Annotated in this window: 21 protein-coding genes; 11 read left to right on the top strand and 10 right to left on the bottom strand. The window is 66.3% G+C overall.

Going from position 1 to position 23,025, the window contains the following annotated elements:
* Both bla and G3N93_RS00995 read right to left on the bottom strand, forming a co-directional pair.
* A partial coding sequence (gene bla / locus G3N93_RS01000) for a class A beta-lactamase (protein WP_206132097.1) occupies nt 1–695 on the bottom strand: 695 nt, incomplete at its 3' end.
* Between the two features lie 208 nt (nt 696–903).
* Entirely contained in the window at nt 904–1,764 is an 861-nt protein-coding gene (locus tag G3N93_RS00995) for a peptidoglycan DD-metalloendopeptidase family protein (RefSeq protein ID WP_174942923.1), read from the bottom strand.
* 532 nt (nt 1,765–2,296) lie between these two features.
* On the opposite strand from G3N93_RS00995, the gene G3N93_RS00990 reads away from it, so the two are divergent.
* Complete coding sequence (locus tag G3N93_RS00990; protein WP_206132096.1) at nt 2,297–3,193, top strand: LysR substrate-binding domain-containing protein; 897 nt, start codon at nt 2,297–2,299, stop codon at nt 3,191–3,193.
* Nucleotides 3,194–3,417: 224 nt separating this feature from the next.
* Here the strand turns inward: G3N93_RS00990 and G3N93_RS00985 are convergent, their stop codons facing one another.
* Both G3N93_RS00985 and G3N93_RS00980 read right to left on the bottom strand, forming a co-directional pair.
* Nucleotides 3,418–4,533: an alkene reductase gene (locus G3N93_RS00985; RefSeq protein ID WP_206123260.1), complete on the bottom strand. Its 1,116-nt coding sequence runs from the start codon at nt 4,531–4,533 to the stop codon at nt 3,418–3,420.
* Between the two features lie 176 nt (nt 4,534–4,709).
* Nucleotides 4,710–5,165: a MarR family winged helix-turn-helix transcriptional regulator gene (locus tag G3N93_RS00980; protein ID WP_206132095.1), complete on the bottom strand. Its 456-nt coding sequence runs from the start codon at nt 5,163–5,165 to the stop codon at nt 4,710–4,712.
* A 93-nt stretch (nt 5,166–5,258) separates the two neighbouring features.
* Between G3N93_RS00980 and G3N93_RS00975 the strand changes: the two genes are divergently transcribed.
* The 4 genes from G3N93_RS00975 to G3N93_RS00960 all read left to right on the top strand — a co-directional run bounded on the left by G3N93_RS00975 (nt 5,259) and on the right by G3N93_RS00960 (nt 9,821).
* On the top strand, nt 5,259–5,777 hold the full coding sequence (locus tag G3N93_RS00975) for a PaaI family thioesterase (RefSeq protein ID WP_206132099.1): 519 nt from the start codon (nt 5,259–5,261) through the stop codon (nt 5,775–5,777).
* 180 nt (nt 5,778–5,957) lie between these two features.
* Nucleotides 5,958–6,704 carry a hypothetical protein gene (locus G3N93_RS00970; RefSeq protein ID WP_241026344.1) on the top strand — a complete coding sequence of 249 codons (747 nt, stop codon included), beginning with the start codon at nt 5,958–5,960 and terminating at the stop codon, nt 6,702–6,704.
* Between the two features lie 64 nt (nt 6,705–6,768).
* A complete protein-coding gene (locus G3N93_RS00965; RefSeq protein ID WP_206132093.1) occupies nt 6,769–7,155 on the top strand; it encodes an ester cyclase in 387 nt (128 codons plus the stop codon).
* 497 nt (nt 7,156–7,652) lie between these two features.
* Nucleotides 7,653–9,821, top strand: a complete 2,169-nt coding sequence (locus tag G3N93_RS00960) for a hypothetical protein (protein WP_206132092.1) — start codon at nt 7,653–7,655, stop codon at nt 9,819–9,821.
* Between the two features lie 109 nt (nt 9,822–9,930).
* Here G3N93_RS00960 and G3N93_RS00955 read toward each other — a convergent pair whose 3' ends face one another.
* The gene (locus G3N93_RS00955) at nt 9,931–10,671 is read right to left on the bottom strand and encodes a sulfite exporter TauE/SafE family protein (protein ID WP_174937535.1); all 741 of its coding nucleotides are present in this window, start codon (nt 10,669–10,671) and stop codon (nt 9,931–9,933) included.
* 358 nt (nt 10,672–11,029) lie between these two features.
* The gene (locus G3N93_RS00950) at nt 11,030–12,046 is read right to left on the bottom strand and encodes an aldo/keto reductase (protein WP_206132091.1); all 1,017 of its coding nucleotides are present in this window, start codon (nt 12,044–12,046) and stop codon (nt 11,030–11,032) included.
* Nucleotides 12,047–12,185: 139 nt separating this feature from the next.
* Between G3N93_RS00950 and G3N93_RS00945 the strand changes: the two genes are divergently transcribed.
* Nucleotides 12,186–13,097 carry a LysR family transcriptional regulator gene (locus tag G3N93_RS00945; RefSeq protein WP_174937539.1) on the top strand — a complete coding sequence of 304 codons (912 nt, stop codon included), beginning with the start codon at nt 12,186–12,188 and terminating at the stop codon, nt 13,095–13,097.
* Between the two features lie 45 nt (nt 13,098–13,142).
* Here the strand turns inward: G3N93_RS00945 and G3N93_RS00940 are convergent, their stop codons facing one another.
* A complete protein-coding gene (locus G3N93_RS00940) occupies nt 13,143–14,297 on the bottom strand; it encodes a porin (protein WP_174937541.1) in 1,155 nt (384 codons plus the stop codon).
* 382 nt (nt 14,298–14,679) lie between these two features.
* Between G3N93_RS00940 and G3N93_RS00935 the strand changes: the two genes are divergently transcribed.
* Nucleotides 14,680–15,777 carry an OpgC domain-containing protein gene (locus G3N93_RS00935; RefSeq protein ID WP_206132090.1) on the top strand — a complete coding sequence of 366 codons (1,098 nt, stop codon included), beginning with the start codon at nt 14,680–14,682 and terminating at the stop codon, nt 15,775–15,777.
* Nucleotides 15,778–15,838: 61 nt separating this feature from the next.
* Nucleotides 15,839–16,774, top strand: coding sequence for an esterase family protein (locus G3N93_RS00930; protein ID WP_206132089.1), 936 nt, complete (start codon nt 15,839–15,841; stop codon nt 16,772–16,774).
* A 144-nt stretch (nt 16,775–16,918) separates the two neighbouring features.
* On the opposite strand, the gene G3N93_RS00925 is transcribed toward G3N93_RS00930, so the two are convergent.
* Nucleotides 16,919–18,133, bottom strand: a complete 1,215-nt coding sequence (locus G3N93_RS00925; RefSeq protein WP_206132088.1) for an FAD-dependent monooxygenase — start codon at nt 18,131–18,133, stop codon at nt 16,919–16,921.
* Between the two features lie 166 nt (nt 18,134–18,299).
* On the opposite strand from G3N93_RS00925, the gene G3N93_RS00920 reads away from it, so the two are divergent.
* A complete protein-coding gene (locus tag G3N93_RS00920; RefSeq protein ID WP_206132087.1) occupies nt 18,300–19,244 on the top strand; it encodes a LysR family transcriptional regulator in 945 nt (314 codons plus the stop codon).
* A 132-nt stretch (nt 19,245–19,376) separates the two neighbouring features.
* Nucleotides 19,377–20,135, top strand: a complete 759-nt coding sequence (locus G3N93_RS00915) for an SDR family oxidoreductase (RefSeq protein ID WP_174937551.1) — start codon at nt 19,377–19,379, stop codon at nt 20,133–20,135.
* 81 nt (nt 20,136–20,216) lie between these two features.
* Here the strand turns inward: G3N93_RS00915 and G3N93_RS00910 are convergent, their stop codons facing one another.
* Nucleotides 20,217–21,428, bottom strand: a complete 1,212-nt coding sequence (locus G3N93_RS00910; RefSeq protein WP_206132086.1) for a S9 family peptidase — start codon at nt 21,426–21,428, stop codon at nt 20,217–20,219.
* Nucleotides 21,429–21,754: 326 nt separating this feature from the next.
* Here G3N93_RS00910 and G3N93_RS00905 point away from each other — a divergent pair, with 326 nt between their 5' ends.
* Nucleotides 21,755–22,417 (top strand): helix-turn-helix domain-containing protein, encoded by a 663-nt coding sequence (locus G3N93_RS00905; protein WP_174943961.1) that lies wholly within the window; start codon nt 21,755–21,757, stop codon nt 22,415–22,417.
* A gap of 14 nt (nt 22,418–22,431) precedes the next feature.
* On the opposite strand, the gene G3N93_RS00900 is transcribed toward G3N93_RS00905, so the two are convergent.
* Nucleotides 22,432–22,767 (bottom strand): H-NS family nucleoid-associated regulatory protein, encoded by a 336-nt coding sequence (locus G3N93_RS00900; protein WP_241026343.1) that lies wholly within the window; start codon nt 22,765–22,767, stop codon nt 22,432–22,434.
* Between the last annotated feature and the right edge of the window lie 258 nt (nt 22,768–23,025).

The following is a 23,025-nucleotide window of genomic DNA, read 5'->3' as shown; positions in this document are numbered from 1 at the left end:
ACGCCCGCCGCGATGCCGGTCGCGCCGCGCGCGCCGCCGACCATCCATTCCGTCAGCTGCGTGCGCTGCGGCTCCTGCAGCGTGTTGCCGAGCAGCAGCCGCTGCAGCGTGTCGACCATCTCGACCGGTGTCGAGGTATCGCGTTCGTCGCCGGGCGCCGCGTTGTTCAGTTCGGGTTCCCAGTGATCGAGGCGGAACGACGTGGCGCCGCTCGCGCGCGCGAACGCCGTGACCGCCTGCGGGCCGCCGAGCACACCCATCAGCAGATTGCCGGCGCCCTTGTCGCCCGACTGCAGCATCGCGACGCACAGCTGCTCGATCGTCATGCCCGTGTCGACGTGGCTTTCCGTGATCGGTGAGCCCGACACGATTTCATAGCGGCGGTACAGGATGCGGCGCGGCAGCAGCGACGCGTCGAGCGAGCCGCGCGCGAGCATCGCGGCGGCCGCGACGACCGCATAGGTGCCGCACAGCGGGAAGCGCTCGCGCGCATGGTGCGCGATGCGCACGCCGTTCGACGTATCGAGCGCGGCGACGCCGAGCCGGCCATTCGAAGCCTTCTCGAGCGCGGTCAATTCAGCCTGGGCGGCATGGGCGCGCCCCTGGTCGGCGACCGGCGCGGAGCTGCACGCGGCGACGAACGGCGCGGCAACGGCGGCAAGCAACAGCGAGCGGCGTGTCGGAGAGTGTTCCATGAATGTGGTGTGTTCTGTCGGAATCGGTGGCACGAAGCAACGCGGGCGCGCCCAGAAGAAGCGTGCCCGTTCACGCCGGCGGCCGGCTCGCGACGGCATACGCCGCGCATCCCCGAAAGACGACCGTCGGCCCCGCGAAGCGCGGGACTCGCAAACAGACCCTAGCGTAGCAGCGACCGCCGCCACGTTCCAGCGAAACGACCCTGCTTCACCCTTGCGACGAAGGCAGATACGGCATCGGATTGACCGGCTTGCCGTCGCGCCGCACTTCGAACAGCAGCGCGACACGCGAGTTGTCGAGGTCGCCCATCTCGGCGATCTCGTCGCCCTGGCGCACGATGTCGCCCGTCTTCACGAGCAGCTTGCGGTTGTGCGCATAGGCGGTCAGGAAATCCGCGTTGTGCTGGACGATGATCAGGCTGCCGTAATCGTTCAGGCCGGTGCCCGCGTACATCACGCGGCCGTCGGCCGCGGCGCGGACCGGGTCGCCCGGCCGGCCGGCGATCTGGATGCCGCGGTTCTGCCCCGGCCGGAACCCGTCGACGATCTTGCCGCTCGCGGGCCACTTGAGTGCGACACCGCCCGCATGCCGCTTCGTTTCCTTGACGACCTGTCGGTCGCTCGCATTCGACGCGGTGGCCTGCGCGGCTGCCGCGTTGCTCCCTGCGCCATTGCTCGACGCCGACGATGCGGCCACTTGCGTGCCGGCCGCGCCCGGCGGCGGCAACGGCTGCGGCTTGACGATGCGCAGCACCTGCCCCATGCGCAGCCTGCCGTTCGCGCCCAGCTTGTTCCAGGTGCGCAGGTCGGCCATGCTGCAGCCGTTCGAGGACGCGATGCCCGTCAGCGTGTCGCCGCGCTTCACGACGTACTTCTGCGCGACGAGAATCGGCGCCGGCGGCGGTGTGGCGGCCGACGGCGCAGCACCGGGCTGGCTCGACGGCGACGGCTGTCCCGCCAGCGTGTCGCTCGGCGGAACGGACTGCGTGCTTGCACAACCGGCCATGACGAGCGCGGCTGCCAGGCCTGGCAGCCACGCCGCGTTGCGGTGAATCTCGCGCGTTTTCATGGACGATCCGACTCCGGTTTGACAATCTTTCAAGCATCTCAAAAACGGAACGGCCGACGTGTAACCGGATGCAAACAATGATGACAAACGATCACGAACCGGACGCCGGCCGGCATTCACTACCGGTAATACGGTCCGATTCAGAAAAACTTGATGGTCTTTTTGCAGGAAAGCGGAAGAATTTTCGTCTCAAGAAACTATGACGAATTTGTTTCAATAGATGCGAAGCGGCGACCGCCGCCCACGGCGGCGCGCACCCGCCACAACGTTCAACGCAACCACGCGGCGAGTTCGGAACAGGCCCACGCGATGCCGATGCACAGGAACAGCACGTGCAACGCGATCTTGAACGACACGCTCCACGACGGATCGATCCGCATGACAGGCTCCCCGGTTGATGTGCGGCCATGATCCGCCATCGATCGCGCCCCGAAAATGCGGAACCGGCGAATCGGGCCTCAAGCTGCGCCTGAGACCTCGGCGGCCGTTCCCTGCTAACTTATCGGCCATTCCAATACGATCGCCCCCCATCATGCGCTTCGACCTGACCGACCTGCGGCTCTTCCTGAACATCTGCGAGGCCGGCACGATCACGAGCGGCGCCGAGCGGACCCACATCACGCTGCAGGCCGCGAGCGAGCGCATCCGCGGCATGGAGGACGAGCTCGGCGTGCCGCTGCTGCACCGAACCAAGTCGGGCGCGCAGGCCACCGATGCGGGCCGCGCGCTCGAACACCACGCGCGCACCGTGCTGCAGCAGATCGACCACATGCGCGGCGAGTTGCAGCAATACGGCCAGGGGCTGCGCGGGCACATCAGGCTGCTGTGCAACACGGCGTCGCTGAGCGAATACCTGCCCGACGCGCTGGCCGACTACCTGCCGCTACATCCGAAGCTGTCGATCAGCGTCGAGGAGCGTTCGAGCCAGGAGATCGTGCATGCGATCCGCAACAAGACGGCCGAGGTCGGCATCGTCGCCGATTCGGTCGGGCTCGGCGGGCTCGAACAGAAGCCGTTCCGCGAGGACTGGCTGATCGTCGTCGTGCCGGCCGCGCATCCGCTCGCGTCGCACGGCAAGGTCGCGTTCGACTCGATCGCCGATGCCGACTTCATCGGCCTCACCGACGGCAGCGCACTGCAGGTGCATCTCGCCGACCAGGCGCGCGCGCTCGGCAAGCGGATCCGCTATCGCGTGCAACTGAAGAGTTTCGATGCGATCTGCCGCGTGATCGCGAGCGGCGTGGGCATCGGCATCGTGTCGCGCCATGCGGCCGAGCGTGCGATGCAGACAATGGACGTGCGGCTCGTCGAGCTGTCTGATGCGTGGAGCCACCGTCGATTGAAACTGTGCGCGCGGTCGTTCGATGCGCTGCCGAAGTACACGCGGGAGTTCGTCGCGTTCTTGTCGGGGGACGCGACGGCTCGGTAACCTGCCGGTTATTGGCATCCCGCTCGTTTCGTCGTCAGTCGAAGCGACCGGGATTCAAGAGGAATGCTCTTTGTGCGCGGGTATTTGCACCGCATTTTCCGGCAAGCCGAATTGATAGGCCGAGGTCGTGGTCGGCTATGGCCTTGAGGCTGCACGGTCCCCACCATCGCGTGCTGTAACGGGGACCGCGGCGTTAAAGCCAAGGGCACGTGAGCCTTGACGTTTCAGGCACCGGCAGTCTCACCCAAGGCCGGATAGTCGGTGTATCCGGCTGCGCCACCGCCGTAAAACGTTGGCCGGTTGTAGGCATTGAGGCTGGCGCCCAGGCGTACGCGTTCGGGCAGATCGGGATTGGCGATGAACAAACGCCCAAACGCGACGGCATCCGCGCGCCCCGCTCCGATCACTGCCCCCGCGGTGGCAGGCGTGTAGTTTCCGGCCGCGATCAATACATTAGGCCAGTGCGGACGGAACAACTCTGAAGCGAATGGTACGTTCTGGTGGTCGACGTCGGCCTGGCCCGCGCCACTCGCCCGAGGTTCGATCAGATGCAGATACGCAAGGTCCAGGCGCGCCAGGTGTTCGATGAGATGAGAATACAGCGGCAGTGGCGCGTCTTCTCCACTGCCATTGGCTACGCCAAAAGGAGACAGGCGGATGCCGACGCGGTCGGCCCCGAATACAGCCGACACGGCCTCGGCCACCTCAAGCACGATGCGGCACCGGTTTTCGATCGAGCCGCCGTATGCATCTGTACGGTGATTGCTCCGGCTTTGCAAAAACTGTTCAAGCAGGTAGCCGTTGGCGCCATGAATCTCCACACCGTCGAATCCGGCTTCGAGTGCGTTGCGCGCTGCCTGCGCATAGTCGTCGACCAGCGAAGCAATTTCCTTTGTGTCCAGCGCCCTCGGAATCTCAAACGGCACCCTCTCGAACGTGGCAGTAAATGCATTGCCCGGCGCCGCGATCGCAGAGGGAGCGACCGGTTGCTCGCCATTCAAGAGCGACGAATGCGAGATGCGACCTACGTGCCAGAGCTGCATGAATATCAGGCCACCTTTGGCATGCACCGCTTGCGTAACCGCCTTCCACCCTTCGACCTGTTCCGGACTGTGGATACCCGGTGTCGCGGGCATCCCCTGACCTGTTGGTGAAATTTGCGAGCCTTCGGTGATGATCAGGCCGCCGTCCGTGGCACGCTGACGGTAGTACTCCACGTTCAGTGCATGCGGGGTGTTGCCGGGTTCGGCAGCGCGCATGCGTGTGAGCGGAGCCATCACCACGCGATGGGCGAGTGCGAACGGGCCAAGGCGTAACGGCGAGAACAGTGCTTGGGTCATATCGACATCCTGTTTGAAGTTAAACCTGTCACGGAATGATCACGTGCTCCGTCAGTTCACGGAAACTATCCGAAAACACATCCTCGAGCCTTCTTGGCAAGTTCTCGACCTTGTACGGCAAGAACGATGCGGTGCGGGACTGATCCGATGGCGCAGACGAGTCTGCTCGCACAAGGTCAGTGCGGGATATCCCCAGAAGGGGTTTCATCGAGACATGCAATGCACCCGTCGAGCAGGTCGTGCAACGCGGCAACGCGTTCGTCGCCCAACCGCTTGTTGAGTGCTACCTGCGCTGCTTTCCAGGCGCGCTGAGCTTCGGCCTGTTTGGCACGACCTTCCGCGGTTGCGTCGACCAAGCGGCTACGCGCGTCCTTACCCGCGCGAAGCTCCAGGTAGCCCTGCGCGGTCAACGGCTGCAGGTTACGCGTCAACGTCGACGCGTCCATCTTCATGTGTCGAGCCAGATCGCCTGGCTGGACGGGGCCAACCTTGACCACATACGTGAGCAACGCGTACTGAGTGCTCTTGAGCCCCGTCTCGGTGACATAGTGATCGTAGTGGCGCGTCACGACTCGAGTGAGCTGGCGCAACTTCAGGTTGGTGCATCCCGTTGGCTTGGTGATATTCTTCATGCAGAATATTGTACCTGCAAGTATTGTATCTACAAGTGTTGTCTACTTTATGATCTTTGGAGAAGGAAGGTGTCTGTGGATGCAAATGAGACGATGGCTCGGTGGGATGCAGACGAAGCGAGAGTACGCGCGCGCCTGATTGCGCCTGATGCAGACCCCAAGGGGCAAGTCTTTGCCCGCTCGGGGATGGAGATGTTCGAGGCAATCTTCGCAGGAGAACTGGCACCGCCGCCGATCGGCGAACCGATGGATTTCCTGCCAATCCACATGGAGCCCGGCACGGCAATCTTCCAGGGGCGACCGCAACGCCGCCACTACAACCCGCTCGGCACCGTGCATGGCGGCTGGTTTGCCACGTTGCTCGACTCCGCAGTAGGCTGCGCAGTGCACACGATGCTGCCCGCCGGCAAGGGCTACACTACGCTGGAGCTCAAGGTAAACATGGTGCGCGCCCTGAATGATCAAGTACCCATCGTGCGAGCGGAAGGTAAAGTGATTCATGTCGGGCGGCAAGTGGCCACGGCTGAGGGGCGCATTGTCGGGCCGGACGGCAAGCTGTATGCGCATGCAAGCACCACGTGCCTCATCTTCGACCATTCGGCAGGTACCTGATGAATCAAGACTGATGCAACCGGGATCTTGCGGAACACCCGACCGCCTCATGCACACCGGGTGCATCAGCAGGTACGCACCACCGTCCGGAATACTCGCCGGATGGAGCAGAGTAGTTCGCGTCTTGTTTACGAAATTAAGCCTCGTAACGGCTTACATGCATCCACCTGCTCCGACACGATGCCCGCCACCCGCGACTCTTCCCTCCTTCCTGCTCGCCGGCTCGTGATCGTCGAGGGCGTGATGGGTTCCGGCAAGTCGACCGCGATGCGCTTCATCGCGAAGCACCTGACGAAAGCCGGACGCGACGTCGTGGCGATTCACGAACGAACGGAACCTCACCCCGTGCGGGCCACCGACGAACTCGAGCACTGGTTCGAGCCCTGGCGCGATGCGACGGCCGCGCAACTTGCCGGGCGCGCGCTCGCGCGATGGGCGACGTTCGTCGCCGACGCGCTGCGCGGCAACACGATAAGCGTGCTGGACGGGCAACTCTTTCACGGCGACCTGACCCACCTGCTCCTGATGGAAGGCGACCCGGCACTGATCGAAACGTACGTGCGCGAACTCGCCCGCACGATTGCTCCGCTCGCGCCGCTAGTCATCTACTTCTGGCAGCGCGACATCGACGCAGCCCTCCGCACTGTCTGTGCCGAGCGCGGCGACGATTGGGTCGCCTATCAGACTCGCTGGAAACTGGCCGCGCCGTACTGCGTGCGGCGCGGGTTCACCGGTCTCGACGGGCTGATCGCGCTGTACCGCGACTACCGTCGACTGACCGATGCACTGTTCGATCAGTTGCCGCTCGACAAGCTGTCGATCGAAAACGGCGACCGCGACTGGCCGGCCGTCGAATGCCGGATACTCGACGCGCTGAAGCTGCCGCATCCGACCGACCGGGAAAACCGCCACGGACAAACCCGCTAGGGCGTCGCTGTTCGCCGCGGCGCGATACGCCACACCGCCCGTCGATACCCCAGGACAAGCAACGATGACCGACACCGATCTTGCCACCCGCTACCGCGCCTACATCGACTGCCTGAACCGGCAAGACTGGCCGGCGCTCGACGAATACGTCTGCGCCGACGTGATCCACAATGACCGGCCGCTCGGCCTCGCCGGTTATCGCGCGATGCTGGAACAGGACTTCCGCGACATTCCCGATCTCCGTTTCGACATCCAGATGCTCGTGTGCGAGCCGCCGCGCATCGCATGCCGGCTTCGCTTCGCATGTTCGCCGAGCGGGACGTTCATGGGGCTCGCCGTCGACGGCCGGAAAGTCAGGTTCTGCGAGAACGTGTTCTACGAATTTCATGACGGCAAGATCTGCCAGGTCTGGTCGGTGATCGACAAGGCGGCGATCGAGGCACAGCTTTAGTCTTGCCGGAACGGCCTGGCTGCCTGTCGCCCTCGCGCCCCGATGTCCGCCGAATTCACATCGATCCTTATGGATAACGTTTTCTCTCAATATCCGGCGAGCGCGAATCTCCGACCAGCCCTTCTGCTCGCCGCTTCCGCGTCGACATCCCACGCCTCAACCTCATCTCATCCGTAAAAAATCCCAGTAATTTCCGCGACATCCCAATCTCACGCACCACTCCCTCCGTTCCACTATCCGGGTTTCTCCCGCCCCGTCCGGCGTGAAAGTTCATTGACATCACGCCGATCGCTGCCTAAATTTGGAAAACGTTTTCCACTGCATCCGCGCGACGCCGGCCACGGCCCGTGCAGGGAGAACGCTTGCCCGCTCGACAGGTGATTCAGGCCGTCCGTCTTCAGGGATCAGGGTTGCAGGACGGCGGCCAGGTACGGGCATCGAGCGCGGCAACGGCCACACCCGCCCGGCCTTCATCACTATTCAAAACTGGAGACACAATGCATCCGCGCAGCAGATTCGCGCTCGGCGCCGCGCTCAGCGCCCTTTCCGTCCTGTTCGTCAGCGCCTGCGGCGGCAACGACGTGACCGATACGCCGCCGTCATCTTCGCCGCCCCCGTCCACGACACCGTCGCTCGCATCGAACTCGCTGCAGGCGCTCGTCTACGGCGCGCCCGACACCAGCGTGCCGGCCGGCGCGAACATACCGGTCACGATGATGGGCCAGATGCGCGCGCTGTTCGACTTGATCCGGAAATCGCCCGACTTCACGCAGGTCGTGATGGACCTCGGCGACGGCACGCCGGTCCACGTGCTCGACACGAACACCGGCGACAAATTCCTGCCGGGCAAGCTCGCGCTCGGCCTGTCGTACATCCTGATCGACATGAAGTCGAAGAACGATCCGCAGTACGCGAGCTACCTCGCGACGTACCAGACGATCACGACCGCGATGATGGCGCAGTCGGGCAGCAACTACACGTATGCGAACACGTCGTGGGGCGAGTACTACTACCTCGTCGCGCTGAACAACCTGAAGGCGCACGGGATGCTCAACGAAGTCTTCAGCGACGCGATGCTCGCGACACTGCAGCAGCGCCTCACCTTCTGCGACATGTTCGGCCCCGATGCGAGCGGCAAGACCGATACGTGCCCCGCGGCCGGCACGCCGATCGACATCGCATCGCTCAACACCGCGCAGAACTACTATGCGGTGTCCTACGGAATTGCCGGGCTGCGCCAGAAGCTCGGCTGGAGCAGCCCGTCGTTTGCCTCGAAGACCGATCCGTCGGTCGCGACGATGGGCGCGCGCGATGCGCTGCTGTACACGCTCACGAACCATATCCGCAACGACTCGTCGGGCGGATTCTCGGACGAAGCGTCCAACACGCACACGACCTACTACGACCAGGCGCGCTTCGACCGCTACAGCACGCTGCTGATCGGCGAAGTGACCGAGCGCACGTTCGAGATGGGCAACGAGGCGAACCTCACCCCCGAGCTGAAGGGCTATCTGCGCAAGTCGGTCGACCTGATCCTGCCGCAGCTGAACGCGAACGGCCAGGGCTTCAACTACGGCCGCTCGATCGGCCCGTACGGCGATTCGGCGTTCATGGAAGTGCTGACCGCCGCGGCCAATGCCGGCGTGCTGACCGACCAGGAGAAACAGGTTGCGTATGCATTCATCTACCAGGCCGCGCACCGATTCGACACCTACTGGTACGACCCGTCGCTGCCGACGCCGTCGGTGAACATGTGGGTCAAGGGCCGCGGCACGGACGCGTATCGCGGCAAGCCGCGCGTGATGGGCGAGAACTTCAGCCTGCTGCACCAGTACCTGTACGTGAACGCGTGGTGGAACAAGCTCGGCTTCGGCGGCAAGGCGCCGATGGCCGATGCGGACTACAACGCATGGCTCGACGCGCTGCCGCACTACACGCTCACCTGGTACAACCAGCCGGGCGACACCGCGCATCCGTACAGTGCGGCGCTCGTCACCGTGCGCGACGGCCGGCGCGTGATCAACCTGAACCTCAGCCAGGCGCCCGACTACAACTCGTACACGCCGTACTACCCGGTGCCGTTCTCCGACAAGCTGATCTACGGCACGACCGATCTCGGCTACGCGCTGCTGGTGCCGCAGGTGTCGTACAACGGGAAGACCTACATTCCCGTCACGTACTACAAGAACCTGAACGTCCAGCAAAGCAACGGCCAGGTGATCGTGTCGTTCGATACCGCGAAGTTCCGGCTCGCGTCGAAGAACGCGGCATACACGACCGATCTCGACCTGCAGGTGCATACGGTGCTGACGTTCGTGCACGGCTCGGTCGCACGCAGCGACACGCTGAGTACGGGCACGCTCACCGGCAACCTGTCGGTCGAGACGGACTTCACGTCGTTCGCGGATTTCGCATCGACGCAGGCGAATGGCGACGGGGTATCGGTGACGTATGCGAACAGCGCCGCGACCGGCTATGCGGCGTCCGGGTTCGACAACTGCGCGTTGTCCGCCTTCGACACGGTAAACGGAACGACGAATCCGCTGTCGACGACGCCGATCGGTCAGCTGCATTCGAACTTCGCCTGTACGACGAAGCCGTTTGCACTCGGCGCGGGCGCGACCCGCACGTTCGGGTGGACGCTGAAGTACGCCGACCCGGCCTGAGCTGTGTGACCCGCGTCCGGTGAATGCTCCCGAAGCCGGTTGCTGTCGAAACCGGCTTCGGGAGCGTCACGGACAGCGGGCGGGCATCACGCTCGCCAGCGAGGCCCGCTCACAGCCACCCCGACGCCGCCATATACGCGCCGAGCGCGATCAGCCCGACGAAGAAGCAGCGCTTGAACGCCTTCTCGCTCATCACACGGCGCGCATACTGCCCCCCGGCCATGCCCGCCAGCGCCGGCACGAGCGCGAGCGCCGACACGCCGAGATCGACCGTCTCCAGCGCGCCCGTCACGCGCAACTGCAGGCCGAGCACGATCGTCGATGCGGTGAACGACAGCCCGAGCGCCTGGATCAGGTCGTCCTTCGACAGCCGCAGCGCCTGCAGGTACGGCACGGCCGGCACGACGAACACGCCGGTCGCGGCCGTCACGACACCCGTCAGGTAGCCGACCACGGCCGACAGCCATTTTTCATGGCGGCCCGGCGCGGGCAGCCGCGCGGCGGCCAGCCCCCACAGCCCGTAGAGGATCAGCACCACGCCGAGCGCCGCATGCGTCCAGGTGCTGCCGGCCGCGAGTGCGGGCAGCCCGCCCGTCAGCGTGCCGATCGTCAGGCCGACGAGGAGCGGCCACAGGCGACGCAGCAGCGGCCCGAACGACGGGCCGAGCCACAACTGCCACACGTTGGTGATGAATGACGGCACGAGCAGCAGGCTCGCGGCGGCCGACGGCGGCATCGCGAGCGTCAGCAGCCCCATCGCGATCGTCGGCAGCCCGAGCCCGATCATCCCCTTGACCGCGCCGGCCAGCAGGAAAACCACCGCGATGATCGTCAGCGTATGAATGTGCATGAAAGGCATTCCGTCCGGTTGAGTACGGCGCCGATGGTGAACCTCGATCGCGCCGCCCGCCATCTGGCTTTGCCTGAGGCTGGCTAGGGCTTGCCGGATGGGGCGGCGGCGTGATTGTGTCGGGGTGTCGATGCGCCGATGCGCCGATGTGCCAATGTGCCGATGTGCCGATGTGCCGATGTGCCGATGCACCGATGCACCGATGTGCCGTCGCGCAGCAGGCGCGGCGAAAAGCACGCCGCAGTCGTCAAGGCAGGCGCGACCGGACCATGCACCCGGGTTGCCGAATCCCGCCTCGGCACCGGCATCCGAACCGAGTGCCGTACCTGTTCCGCAACAAAAACCGATCCCGGGCCGATCAGTCCCCGTGAGATGACCCCTGCCCCTGCTCGCTATCGAGGTGCGCCATCTGTGCGGCCGGATAACGCTCACCGGCAGCCGCCCCGGCGGGAACCGCCGCTTCGATGCGAGCGATGTCATTGACCGTTAGTTGCATATCTGTCGCCTGCAGCGCGTCCTGAAGCTGCGTGCGCTTGCGTGCGCCGATCAGCGGCACGATATCGCCGCCGCGCGACAGCGCCCACGCGATCGCGACCTGCGCCGGGTTGCTGCCCTTCTCGTCGGCGATCGCACGCAGCGCGTCGACGAGCGCGAGGTTGTGCGCGAGGTTCTCGCCCTGGAAACGCGGGCTCGCCCCGCGAAAATCGCGCTCGCCTTCCCGCGCCGTGCTCCAGCGTCCGCCCAGCAGCCCGCGCGACAGCACGCCGTAGGCGGTCACGCCGATCCCGAGTTCGCGGCACGCGGGCAGGATCCCGGCCTCGATGCCGCGCGACAGCAGCGAATACTCGATCTGCAGGTCGGAGATCGGCGCGACGGCCGCCGCGCGGCGGATCGTGTCGACGCCGGCTTCCGACAGGCCGATGTGGCGTACGTACCCGGCCTTCACGAGATCGGCGATCGCGCCGATCGTCTCCTCGATCGGCACCGCCGGATCGACGCGCGCCGGCCGGTAGATGTCGATGTAGTCGGTGCCGAGCCGTTTCAGCGAGTACGCGACGAAGTTGCGGATCGCCACCGGCCGTGCGTCGTAGCCGGCAAACCCGCCGGACGGATCGCGCAGCGCGCCGAATTTCACGCTGATCAGCACCTGGTCGCGCGCCCGGCCGCGCAGCGCATCGCGGATCAGCATCTCGTTGTCGCCCATCCCGTAGAAATCGCCGGTGTCGAGCATCGTGATGCCGTGGTCGAGCGCCGCGTGCAGCGTCGCGATGCTTTCGTCGCGATCGGCCGGCCCGTAGAAGTCCGACATCCCCATGCAGCCGAGCGCGATGGCCGACACCCGCGGGCCCGTCCGGCCCAGTTCACGCGTTTCCATGTCCGTTTCCTTGAGTGATGAATGAACAGGCCGGATTCTGGACGCATCGCGACACGCGATAAACGCGAAACACTCAACCAAACCATTCGACGCTGATTAACAATGGAGCCTGCCCCCTCCACCCACGCACCCGCCCCGCATGGATCATCTGCAAGCAATGCGCATCTTCGCGCGCGTCGCCCATCTCGGCAGCTTCACGAAAGCGGCCGAACAGCTGCAACTGCCGCGCCCGACGGTCAGCAACGCCGTCCAGTATCTGGAAAAGCACCTGAAGGTCCGCCTGCTGCAGCGCACGACGCGGCGCGTCGCGCTGACGGCCGAAGGCGCGACCTATTACGAGCGCTGCATGCGGCTGCTGGCCGACCTGGACGATGCGGAAACGCTGTTCGAGGATGCCGGCACGATGCCGCGCGGCGCGATCCGCGTCGACCTGCCCGAGCGCTTCGCGCTGAACCAGGTGATTCCGGCGCTACCGGGTTTCCACGCGCGCTACCCCGACCTGCGCGTGGTGATCGGCACGACCGACCGCTTCGTCGACCTCGTCGCCGACGGCATCGACTGCGCGGTGCGGGTGGGTGCGATGTCCGATACGTCGCTCGTCGCGCGGCGCATCGGCGAACTGGCGCAGATCAACTGCGCGGCGCCCGCGTATCTCGAGCGGCACGGCACGCCGCGCTCGCCGGACGAGTTGCCGGACCACGTCGCGGTCGGCTATTTCTCGAGCCGCACGGGCCGCGAGCTGGACTGGGAATATGCGGATATGGATTCGGGCCAGCTGCACGCGGTCAAGATGCGCAGCGTCGTGTCGGTCAACAGCTCGCAGGCGTATCTCGCGTGCTGTCTCGCGGGCCTCGGGCTGATCCAGGCGCCGCGCGAAGGGCTCGGGCCGCTGCTCGCCGACGGCTCGCTGGTCGAGGTGCTGCCGGAATGGAATGCCGAGCCGCTGCCCGTGTCGGTGGTGTTTCCGACCGGCCGGCATCTCGCGCCGCGCGTGCGGATCTTCGTCGACTGGCTCGCGGAAACGCTCGGCGCCACGCCCCGGGCGGATTGACGGCAGGCGCCGGCGCACGCGCGCCGACGCCGCCCGCCCAGAACCTTAGAACTTGTGGCGGATCGCGGCGCGCACCGCGAACTGGTTCGACGACGCCGACGGGCCGTCCGTGCCGACCACGTAACCGCCGTCGGCCGCCGTGCCGGTCTTGTCGCCGGCCACCTTCTGCCATGCGCCCTGCAGGTACACGTCGGTGCGCTTCGACAGGCTGTAGTCGGCCATCAGGCCGACCGTGTGGTATTTCGGCTTGAACGACCCGGCCGCGGCATCGTACTTGCCGTCCGTGTACACGTATTGCGCACCGAGATAGAAATCGGGCGTGAGCTGGTACTTGCCGTTGATCTCGAAGTTCTGGAACTTCGTCGCGGTCAGCCCGAGGCCGGCGAACGTCGAGGCCGGCAGGTAGACGGTCGACACCGGGTTCTTCACGTCCGTCTTCGTGTAGACGAAGCCGACCGTGGCCGGGCCGAACGTGTAGTTGATGCCGCCGCCGAAGATCCGCAGGCGCTCGGCGACGAAGTTCGCGTCATCCGCCGAGATCGCGCCCGCGCTGCCGACACCCGGGTTGTTCGCCTGCAGGTACGCAGCCGCAACCTGCAGCCCGGCCAGCGAGTACTGCGCGCCGAGGCTGTACTGACGGTTGTTCGAGAAGCCGGTGCTGTTGCTGAAGCTGTACGTGCCGCCGAACGTCAGGCCGTTCCAGTCGGCGCTCGCATACTTGACCGTGTTGTTGACGCGGAACGAGTTGTCCGTGTTGTCGTTGTCGAACGGGTGCGAGAACAGCGTACCGCCCCAGTTGCCGTTGGCGGTGAGCGGCGCGAGATAGTCGACCACCGAGTCGTACTGGCGGCCGAAGGTCAGCGTGCCAAAGCGCGGCGCGCTCAGCCCGACGAACGCCTGGCGGCCGAACATGCGGCCGCCCTGGCCGAGCCGGCCGTTGTTCACGTCAAAACCGTTCTCAAGCGTGAAGATCGCCTTCAGCCCGCCGCCGAGATCCTCGCTGCCCTTCAGGCCCCAGCGGCTGCCCTGCGCATAGCCGCTCGCGAGCTGGTAATTCGATTTTCCGACCCCATTGACGTTCACGTTGTTCGTGTAATTGAAGCCTTCGTCGATCACACCGTACAGCGTCACGCTGTTCTGGGCGAAGACCGGCGCGGCGAAAGCGGCCAGCGCGGCGGTAAAAATGACGTGCTTCTTCATGACGGATCTCCGGAGCCGGGGGCCGGGCATGGTCGAGCGCCCGGCGAATGTTTGGTCTGTTGTATGTGTGGCCCGCAGGGCGGACGACGCGGTGTGCGGCCGCGTGAGGTCAAAATGGTGTCACGTCGCAAACCGTCCGTCCATCGGGGTAAGTGAACCCGGCGCAAACCGTTGCGCTCGTCCAACTGCCCCGATGCGCAGACTGCCTGACCCGGCTTATCGGCAGCGGCAGGACGGACGACCATCCGCGTAAACCCGGTGTGCGCCACATCGGTGGCACAATGCGCATCCGTTCGTCATTTCTTCACGAAGTCATGCTTCACCCCGATTCATGCGCGGCGCGTGCCGGCCGCGCCCGCGGCCCGCGCCGGGAGGCGGTCCGATGACCGCACCGGCCCGGGCCGGCCGCTACGCCGAGCTCGCTTTCTTCCGCGGCCTCGTGCTGCTCGTCATCGTCGTCGACCACATCGGCGGCAGCATCCTGTCGCGCGTCACGCTGCACGCGTACGCGCTGTGCGACGCGGCCGAAGTCTTCGTGTTCCTCGGCGGCTTCGCCACCGCGATCGCGTACAACTCGCTCGCCGAGCGGCACGACGAGGCCGCCGCGCGCCAGCGCTTCATCCGGCGCGCGTTCGAGATCTACCGTGCGTTCCTCGTGACGGCCGGCCTGATGCTGCTGATCACGGCCGCGCTGAACGCGTTCGCGATCGACGGCCCGAACATGCCGACCAACGATCTCGACGGCCTGCTTCACAAGCCGCTCGCCGCGCTGCGCGACATCCTGCTGTTCCGCCGCCAGCCTTACCTGGCGTCGGTGCTGCCGATGTACGCGTTCTTCGCGCTGCTCGTCCCGCTCGCGCTGCCGCTCGCACGCACGCAGCCGTGGCTGCTGCTCGCGTTCAGCGGGTCGCTGTGGGTCGCGGCGCCGCACGTCGCGCGCTTTTTGCCGACCGTCGAAGGCGCGCCGTGGGACTTCAATCCGTTCGCGTGGCAGTTCCTGTTCGTGTTCGGCGTGATCGCGCGCTGCCAGCCCGTCTACCAGACGCTCGCGCCGAAGCCGCAGGGCTGGCTGCTGACGGCCGCGGCACTCGCGATCGTCGCGGCCGGCGCGTACTACCGGCTGCGCATCGAGCCGTTCCCGACCGATCCGTCGATCAAGCAGAACCTCGGCGCGCTGCGGCTCGCGAACTTCCTCGCGATTGCGTGGCTCGCGGCCAAGCTCGTGCACCTCGGCTGGATGAAGAAGGTCGCACACGCGATGCCGTGGATCGGCACGATCGGCCGGCAGGGGCTGCTGTGCTTCGTCGCGGGCACCGCCATCTCGCTCGCGGTCGATTCGGTGCTCTACCAGGCGACCGAAGGCTATCTCGACGTGAAGCTCGGCCTGACCGCCGACGTCGTCGCGATGGGCCTGCTGTATCTCGTCGCCAAACTCTACGGGCCGCTCGTCGCGCGGCTGACGTTCCGTTCGCGGCGATGACGCGCCGCGCCGTCATGCGCCGCTGCTACGATAGCCGGCGCCTCTCCTGAAACGATTCGACATGCGCCGACTCGCCCTTCCGTTCGCCCTCGCCCTGATCGCCGGCTCCATCGCCACGGCCCGCGCCACGCCGCCCGCACCGGCGGTATCGCCCGCGCCACCGCCGCCGGCCGTCCAGACCGCGACGACCCCGTCGGCCGCGCAGGAGCCCGCACTCAATCCGGGCAGCAGCGTCGTGCTGCGCACGTTCCGGTCGGCGTCGCTGAAGCGCGACTGGTCGTACACGGTCTACCTGCCGCCCGGCTACAACCCGGAAGGCGCGCGCTACCCGGTGATGTACCTGCTGCACGGCAACGCCGGCAACGCGAACGACTGGGTCACGCAGGGCCGGCTGCAGGCCACCGCCGACACGCTGATCGAGCGCCGCGAGATTCCGCCGGTCGTGATCGTGATGCCGCAGGGCGGCACCGACTGGTACGTCGACCGCAAGGAGAAGATGCAGAGCGCGTTCCTCAACGACCTGCTGCCCGAAGTCGAAGCGCACTTCGCGGTGTCGAACCAGCGTGCCGGCCGCGCGATCGGCGGCGTGTCGATGGGCGGCTTCGGCGCGCTGCGCTTCTCGCTGCTCGAACCCGGGCTGTTCTGCGGCGCGATGCTGCTGAGCCCCGCGATCTACGCGAACGAGCCGCCGCTCAATTCCGCCGCGCGCTACGTCGGCGTGTTCGGCGACCGGCAGTTCGACTCGCGCGTGTGGCACGAGCTCAACTACCCGGCGCTGATGCGCGGCTATTTCGCGCGCAGCTGGCGAATCCCGATGTTCATTGCCGCCGGCGACGACGACCTGACCATCCAGGCCGAATCGAGCGTGCTGTACACGCACCTGCGCCGCGCGCAGAACCCGGCCGAGCTGCGCATCGTCGACGGCGGGCATACGTGGGACGTATGGCGCGGGCTGCTCGGGCAGGGGTTGAAGTACGCGCTCGAATGCGTGAAGTGACGGTGGGCGGGCACTGCCCCGCCCGTTTTGTTCGTCAAACCGGCCGGTGACCGGCGAGCCGTAGTCTCTCGATCAGCCTCATGCCCTGCGCCCGCCATCCCGGCACACCTGTCGCGCCGGGATGACGTGCTCGAGACTGAGCGCTCAAAGCCACGTGCCACCCTGCCGCTCGCTCGGCTCCCCGGCCAGCGCATCGAAATCGTGAATCCAGTCCAGGTGATGCAGCACGCTGTCGCGCTCGGCCAGACGCGCATTGCGCGCCTGCGCGGCCGGCCCGTCGGGCAGGTGCAGCACGTCGGCCACCGAGATCGACGCGTACTGCACCTTGCGCGTGCGGCCACGGCGCAGCCGCTCGTACGCTTCCTGCGCTTCACGCCAGTTGCCCGGCCCGGCCTGCACCAGTTGCGCGGCCAGCACCACCGCATCCTCGATCGACTGATTCGCGCCCTGCCCGTGGTGCGGCACCAGCGCATGCGCGGCGTCGCCGATCAGCGTCACGCGCCCGCGGCTCCAGCGGCCGAGCGGCGGCCGGTGGAACAGCCCCCAGCGCTGGCTGATCGGCACAGCCGTGATCATCTGCACCACCGCCGGATGCCAGTCCCTGAACACGCGCAGTTGCTCGCCCTCTTCCGACGGCATCACCCAGTCGCGCGACGGCCACGGTGACGGATGACGCTCGACCAGCAGGAAATTCTGGTCGCCGTCGTCACCGATCGGATAGTGCAGCAGGCGCCCGTGCGGCCCGATCCAGTACTGCAACGTTTCAGGATCGGGCAACAGGCTCAGCCGCGCGGCCGGCACCACGCCGCGAAACCCCGAACACCCCGAATACAGCGCATCGTCGTAGCCGAGCATCCAGCGCCGCGTGATCGAGCGCGCGCCGTCCGCGCCGATCACGAGATTGGCGTCGACACGCACACCGTTGTCGAACGACAGCGTGACGCGATCGGGATGCTGCGCGAGATCGGTCAGCCGATGGCCGAGATGGATGGCGTCGAGGCCGACGGCCCTGGACAGCACGGCCTGCAGGTCCGCGCGATGCACGCCCCAGTACGCGCCGCCGAATTGCCGGCGATAGTCGGGATCGCCGCGATGATGGCCGATCACCGCGCCGCTGCGGCCGTCGCGATAGACGAGCCCCGGGATGTCCGCGCACACCGCGTCGAAGGCCGCCCGCAATCCCATGCGTTCGTAGAAGCGCGTCGCATTGGCCGACAGCGCGACGGCCGCGCCGACTTCGCGCAACACCTCCGTCTGTTCGTAAAGCTGCGCGTCGATGCCGTGCTCGCGCAGGGCGAGCGCGAGCGTCAGGCCGCCGATCCCGGCGCCGACGATCGCAATCTTCAGGTTCGTCTGCATGATGAAGGTGTCTCCGATATTCCGATGTGGGGTCTGCGGCGTGCGCAGCGGTCATGTCGATTGCATGGGCCGTATCGGTATTCTCGGGAGCGGACCTTCATCCCGCAATAAAATGACCGGAATCTGCTTCATCACTGGCAGCAATGAACCCGGCAAGGCAAAACCCATGGAACTGAGCGATATCGACCTCAACCTGCTGCTGCTGTTCCAGCGGCTGATGCAGGAACGGCGCGTGTCGAGCGTCGCCGAGCAGATGAACATGAGCCAGCCGGGCGTGAGCAATGCGCTCGCGAAGCTGCGCCGCCGGCTCGGCGATCCGCTGTTCGTGCGCGGGCCGGGCGGCGTGGTGCCGACACCGTTCGCGCTGCGCCTCGCGGAACCCGTGTCGCACGCGCTCGCGACACTGCATGCCGCGCTGAACCCCGAGACCGGTTTCGATCCGCTGCGCGTCACGCGCACGCTGACGATCGGCATGACCGACATCGGCGAAGTCGTGTTCCTGCCCGCGCTGCTCGAACACCTGTCGCAAGCGGCGCCGGGCATTGCGCTCAATACCGTGCGCGACACGAGCGTCAACCTCGGCGACGAAATGGCCGACGGCCGCGTCGATCTCGCGATCGGCCTGCTGCCGCAGCTCAAGGGCGGCTTCTATCAGCGCCGGCTGTTCGATCAGCGCTACGTGTGCCTGTTCCGGCGCGGGCATCCGCTCGAGGACGCGCCGCTGACGGTCGACACGTGGCGCGAGGCCGAGCATCTGGTCGTGGTGTCGGCCGGCACCGGTCACGGGCAGGTGGACGAATGGCTGAAGCGCCGCCGCGTGGCGCGCCAGGTGCGGCTCACGGTGCCGCATTTCATGAGCGTGGGCTACATCCTGCAGCGCACCGACCTGATCGCGACGGTGCCCGAGCATCTCGCGCAGCAGCTCGCCGCACCGTTCTCGCTGGGCTGGCGCGCGTTGCCCGTCACGGTGCCGGGCGCGCCGATTCACATGCTCTGGCATACGCGGGTCAACCAGGACGAGGGGAACAAGTGGCTGCGCGACGTGGTGGTCGATCTGTTCGCGGAAACGGGCACGCGGGCGCGGAAGGCCGTACCGGGCCGGAAGAAATAGCCACGGCCATCGCGCCGGCTTTACGATGTCGCTCGAACATGCGCGCCGCGCATTTCGACTACATTGCCGAAGTGGCGATGATCGCGGTCGTCGGCCACCTCGCCCCTCTTTCAACCAGCAGGAAATCAAGCCATGTCAGTCTCGAAGAAATTCGCAGCCGTCACGGGCGCCGGCTCCGGCATCGGTCGTGCAGCGGCCATCGCGCTCGCTGAGGCCGGTTTCACCGTCGCGCTGCTCGGACGCACCGAGGAATCGTTGCGCGACACGCAGGATGCGATCCGCACCGCCGGCGGCGACGCGCACGTGTTTCCTGCAGACGTCACCGACGAAGCATCGGTCGACCACGCGTTCGCCCAGATCGCGCAGCAGTTCGGCCGGCTCGACGTGCTGTTCAACAATGCCGGCCGCAACGCGCCGCCAGTTTCGCTCGACGAATACGAATTCGACGTGTGGAACAGCGTCGTCGCGACGAACCTGACCGGCGTGTTCCTGTGTGCGCGGGCCGCGTGGCGCCTGATGAAAACGCAAACGCCGCAAGGCGGCCGGATCATCAACAACGGTTCGATCTCGGCGCACGCGCCGCGCCCCGACACGATCGCGTACACGGCCACCAAGCATGCGGTGACCGGGATCACCAAATCGCTGGCGCTCGACGGCCGCCGGTACAACATCGCATGCAGCCAGATCGACATCGGCAACGCGGCAACGTCGCTCACGGACCGGATGACGCAAGGCGTCCCGCAGGCCGACGGCAGCCTCGCACCCGAGGCGCGCATGGACGTCACGCATGTCGCGAACGCGATCGTCCAGATGGCGAACCTGCCGCTGGACACGAACATCCTGAACATGACGATCATGGCGACGGCCATGCCGTTCGTCGGTCGCGGATAAGCGCGCGCCGCACGGGAGACGTCACCTGCGCCATCACGGCGAACGATGTCTCCCGAAGATCGATGCGCACCCGCGCTCAACTCACGCCAATGCCGGCCTACGCTGCCGCACCTCGCGCTGGTCGATGCCCAGCCGCGCCGCCAGCCAGTCGCAGATGAATTCCTGGCCGAGCGTCGGATTGTCGACCTGGCAGTGCGCGGCGCCCGTTTCATCCGGATCGAACAACCTGAGCGTCGCGTCGACGCCATGCGCCTTCGCGTAGTCGTAGGTATCGGTCGCCGTCTTCAGCCCGAGCCAGTCTTCCGTGCCCTGCAGCACCAGGTACGGCACCGGAATCCGGTCGATCACGCCCTGGAGGCGGAAATCCCGCGCCTTGTCGACGACTTCCTGCGGCGTCGCGCAGCCGAACACCCATTTCAGGTGGCGCCAGATGAGCCGCTCCGGCGTATCGAGCCAGCTCGCGAACAGCGACGCCATGTCGAACATCACCGAATCCGACACCACCGCGACGATGCGCTTTTCGAACGACGCCGCGCGCGCCGCGTAGACGCCGCCGACGCTTGCGCCATACAGCGCGATCCGGCCGGGATCGACGTCACGGCGCGTGAGCAGGTAGTCGACGCACGCACCGACCGGCACTTCGGTATCCGGGCGGTTGACGATCCCCTGCCGGCGCAGCGTCCCGCCCTGCCCCGGCAGATCGACCAGCAGCAGCGACATGCCACGCGTGAGCGCGTGCTTGGGCATCTCGTGGAGCAGTTCGTCCTTGTACTCGTCGAGCCCGCCGAACGCGATCACCGCCGGCGACCGCACGTCGCCGCCCGCACACGGGATGAAATACGCGTCGAGGTGCGCGCCGCCCTCGTACGGGATGCGCACGACCTCGCCGGCCGGCGTCAACCCTTCTAGATAACGATGCGAGCAGCGTTCGACGCTGTCGAAGCTGTCGCGCCGGCGCGCGTCGTCATGCGCGAGGTAGAACTCGGACGACCGGTAGTAGTTGGCCGCGCGCAGCCAGTTGCTGCTCGCGGTGCGCAGGAAGCCGCGCCCGTACGCGTCGAGCGCACGCTGCTCGCTGGCTTTCGCAAGCACCTGCCATTCGCGGTACCAGCTCTCGGTATCGCCGGGCGTCATCCGCGACGCCGCGCGAAAGCACTCGCTGATCAGGCTCGCGCCTTCCTGCGCGCCGCCGAGCGTGCGCGCGAACTGGAAACTCAACTCCGGCTCGCCGGGCCATTGCACCCAGCCTTCCGCGCGATACGCGCCGTTCATCCGATCGTCTTGCAGACTCATGGTCATTCTCTCCGAAATTACCGATACGTAAATTTCTGGCCGTGGACGCGCGCGGCATCCCTTGCATCCTTCGTCTACGGGGCACCGCGTGCCGACGGCCGGGACGAGATGCGTCGTACCCTGCCCTTGAATTTACATATCCGTAAATTCAAGGGCCGAAAAAACGAGGCATCGTGGATGCCCCGTTCTCGTCGTGTCGACGCCCGGGAAGTGTACGCCTCGATATCCGTCGACGACAAGCGCCATGCAATCCATCGCCCGGCTTCGCACCGATGCGGTATATTTTCATTACGTATCGGTAAAAACATTCTCCCCGGCGGACGATCATGAGCAAGAAAACCCGCGTCACGTCGATTCTTTCGGCGCTGCCGCTCAAGCCGCGGCGCCGCGAGCATCTTCAGGTGCCCGCCGACCAGATCGGACAGCGGCTGCGCGCGCTGCGCCAGTCGCGCGACCTCACGCTGAACGAGGCCAGCCAGCTCACGGGCGTGCCCGCGGCGACGTTCTCGCGCATCGAGACGAACAAGATGTCGCCGACCTTCGGCGTGCTGCACCGGATCATCGAAGGCATGGGCTTCGACTGGCGCGACGTGCTGACCAACCAGCCGCGCCATCGCAACGCGCTGAGCGTGTGCCACGCGGAAGACATCGTCACGACGCGCATCGCGAACATCCCGTACGAATACGCGCTGCTGCATCGCGACAGCTCGGCCGGAATGATCACGCTGCGCATGCAGGTCGACGCGCGCACGGTGGACGAAGCCGGCGGGCTCGCGGGCCACGAGGGCGACGAGTTCTGCTACGTGCTGTCGGGCGAACTGGAGCTGCACTTCGAGCACGGCGAGCCGACGCGGTTGCGCGCCGGTGAAAGCGCGCTGTTCTCGTCGCATCGGCCGCATGCATACGTGGCGCCGTCGCCCGAAGGCGCGACGCTGCTCGTGGTGCTCACGCCGCCCGGCCAGGGACCGGCGAAGCCGCTGTCGCCGTAGCCCGGCGCTCGCGGTCAGCGGGTCCTGGTTTTCTTGCCGGTGGCCGGCGGCTTGACGACGACGAACTGACGACGATCCTTGCCCCGGATCCAGAGCGGCGCATTGCCGCGCCCGCTCCACTCCTTCCCGCTCGCCGGATCGCGATAGCGCGCCGGCAGCACCTTCACGACGTACGAACCTCGACTGCCATTGCGGCCGACCAGGTCGCGATGCTTGATCGCGTAGGTATCCATCAGCGAGTGAACCGCCTCGATCGCATCGACGCGTTCGCGCGCGCGTGCGCGCTCGATTTCCTCGTCCAGTTCGGCCAGCTCGACTACGAGCTGTGCATAGGTCTTGCTCGCGCTCATCTTCTGCATCCTGCCCCGCATCCGCATGCAAACCGGCATGATTCGCATGACTAACTGACTGTTTCACGACGCCCGGTGACGACGGCATTCGCTGGATCGGCAAGCGGCTCGCGTCGGCGCATCGAAGCACGCGACACGAGGGCAACGACACGCCGCCACGCACCGGCACACAGTGCGCGCCCCCGCGTCGCCCGATCGTCCGCCCCGGGGAGCCCCGTTGCGAACGTTCAGCGACACAATCGCGCCCTGCATTTCAAA

This window comes from Burkholderia sp. Se-20378 (assembly GCF_017104665.1).
Classification (GTDB): Bacteria; Pseudomonadota; Gammaproteobacteria; order Burkholderiales; family Burkholderiaceae; genus Burkholderia; species Burkholderia lata.
Note: the sequence above shows the minus strand (reverse complement) of the source record. Positions and strands in the feature narration are given on the sequence as shown.

Coding starts and splice junctions, on each gene's coding strand:
- G3N93_RS00945 (WP_174937539.1), top strand. CDS start 12,186: ATGGATCATCTGCAAGCAATGCGCATCTTCGCGCGCGTCGCCCATCTC.
- G3N93_RS00950 (WP_206132091.1), bottom strand. CDS start 12,046: ATGGAAACGCGTGAACTGGGCCGGACGGGCCCGCGGGTGTCGGCCATC.
- G3N93_RS00920 (WP_206132087.1), top strand. CDS start 18,300: ATGGAACTGAGCGATATCGACCTCAACCTGCTGCTGCTGTTCCAGCGG.
- G3N93_RS00910 (WP_206132086.1), bottom strand. CDS start 21,428: ATGAGTCTGCAAGACGATCGGATGAACGGCGCGTATCGCGCGGAAGGC.
- G3N93_RS00905 (WP_174943961.1), top strand. CDS start 21,755: ATGAGCAAGAAAACCCGCGTCACGTCGATTCTTTCGGCGCTGCCGCTC.
- G3N93_RS00915 (WP_174937551.1), top strand. CDS start 19,377: ATGTCAGTCTCGAAGAAATTCGCAGCCGTCACGGGCGCCGGCTCCGGC.
- G3N93_RS00970 (WP_241026344.1), top strand. CDS start 5,958: ATGCCCGCCACCCGCGACTCTTCCCTCCTTCCTGCTCGCCGGCTCGTG.
- G3N93_RS00925 (WP_206132088.1), bottom strand. CDS start 18,133: ATGCAGACGAACCTGAAGATTGCGATCGTCGGCGCCGGGATCGGCGGC.
- G3N93_RS00955 (WP_174937535.1), bottom strand. CDS start 10,671: ATGCACATTCATACGCTGACGATCATCGCGGTGGTTTTCCTGCTGGCC.
- G3N93_RS00995 (WP_174942923.1), bottom strand. CDS start 1,764: ATGAAAACGCGCGAGATTCACCGCAACGCGGCGTGGCTGCCAGGCCTG.
- G3N93_RS00960 (WP_206132092.1), top strand. CDS start 7,653: ATGCATCCGCGCAGCAGATTCGCGCTCGGCGCCGCGCTCAGCGCCCTT.
- G3N93_RS00985 (WP_206123260.1), bottom strand. CDS start 4,533: ATGACCCAAGCACTGTTCTCGCCGTTACGCCTTGGCCCGTTCGCACTC.
- G3N93_RS00900 (WP_241026343.1), bottom strand. CDS start 22,767: ATGAGCGCGAGCAAGACCTATGCACAGCTCGTAGTCGAGCTGGCCGAA.
- G3N93_RS00980 (WP_206132095.1), bottom strand. CDS start 5,165: ATGAAGAATATCACCAAGCCAACGGGATGCACCAACCTGAAGTTGCGC.
- G3N93_RS00930 (WP_206132089.1), top strand. CDS start 15,839: ATGCGCCGACTCGCCCTTCCGTTCGCCCTCGCCCTGATCGCCGGCTCC.
- G3N93_RS00990 (WP_206132096.1), top strand. CDS start 2,297: ATGCGCTTCGACCTGACCGACCTGCGGCTCTTCCTGAACATCTGCGAG.
- G3N93_RS00965 (WP_206132093.1), top strand. CDS start 6,769: ATGACCGACACCGATCTTGCCACCCGCTACCGCGCCTACATCGACTGC.
- G3N93_RS00935 (WP_206132090.1), top strand. CDS start 14,680: ATGACCGCACCGGCCCGGGCCGGCCGCTACGCCGAGCTCGCTTTCTTC.
- G3N93_RS00940 (WP_174937541.1), bottom strand. CDS start 14,297: ATGAAGAAGCACGTCATTTTTACCGCCGCGCTGGCCGCTTTCGCCGCG.
- G3N93_RS00975 (WP_206132099.1), top strand. CDS start 5,259: ATGGCTCGGTGGGATGCAGACGAAGCGAGAGTACGCGCGCGCCTGATT.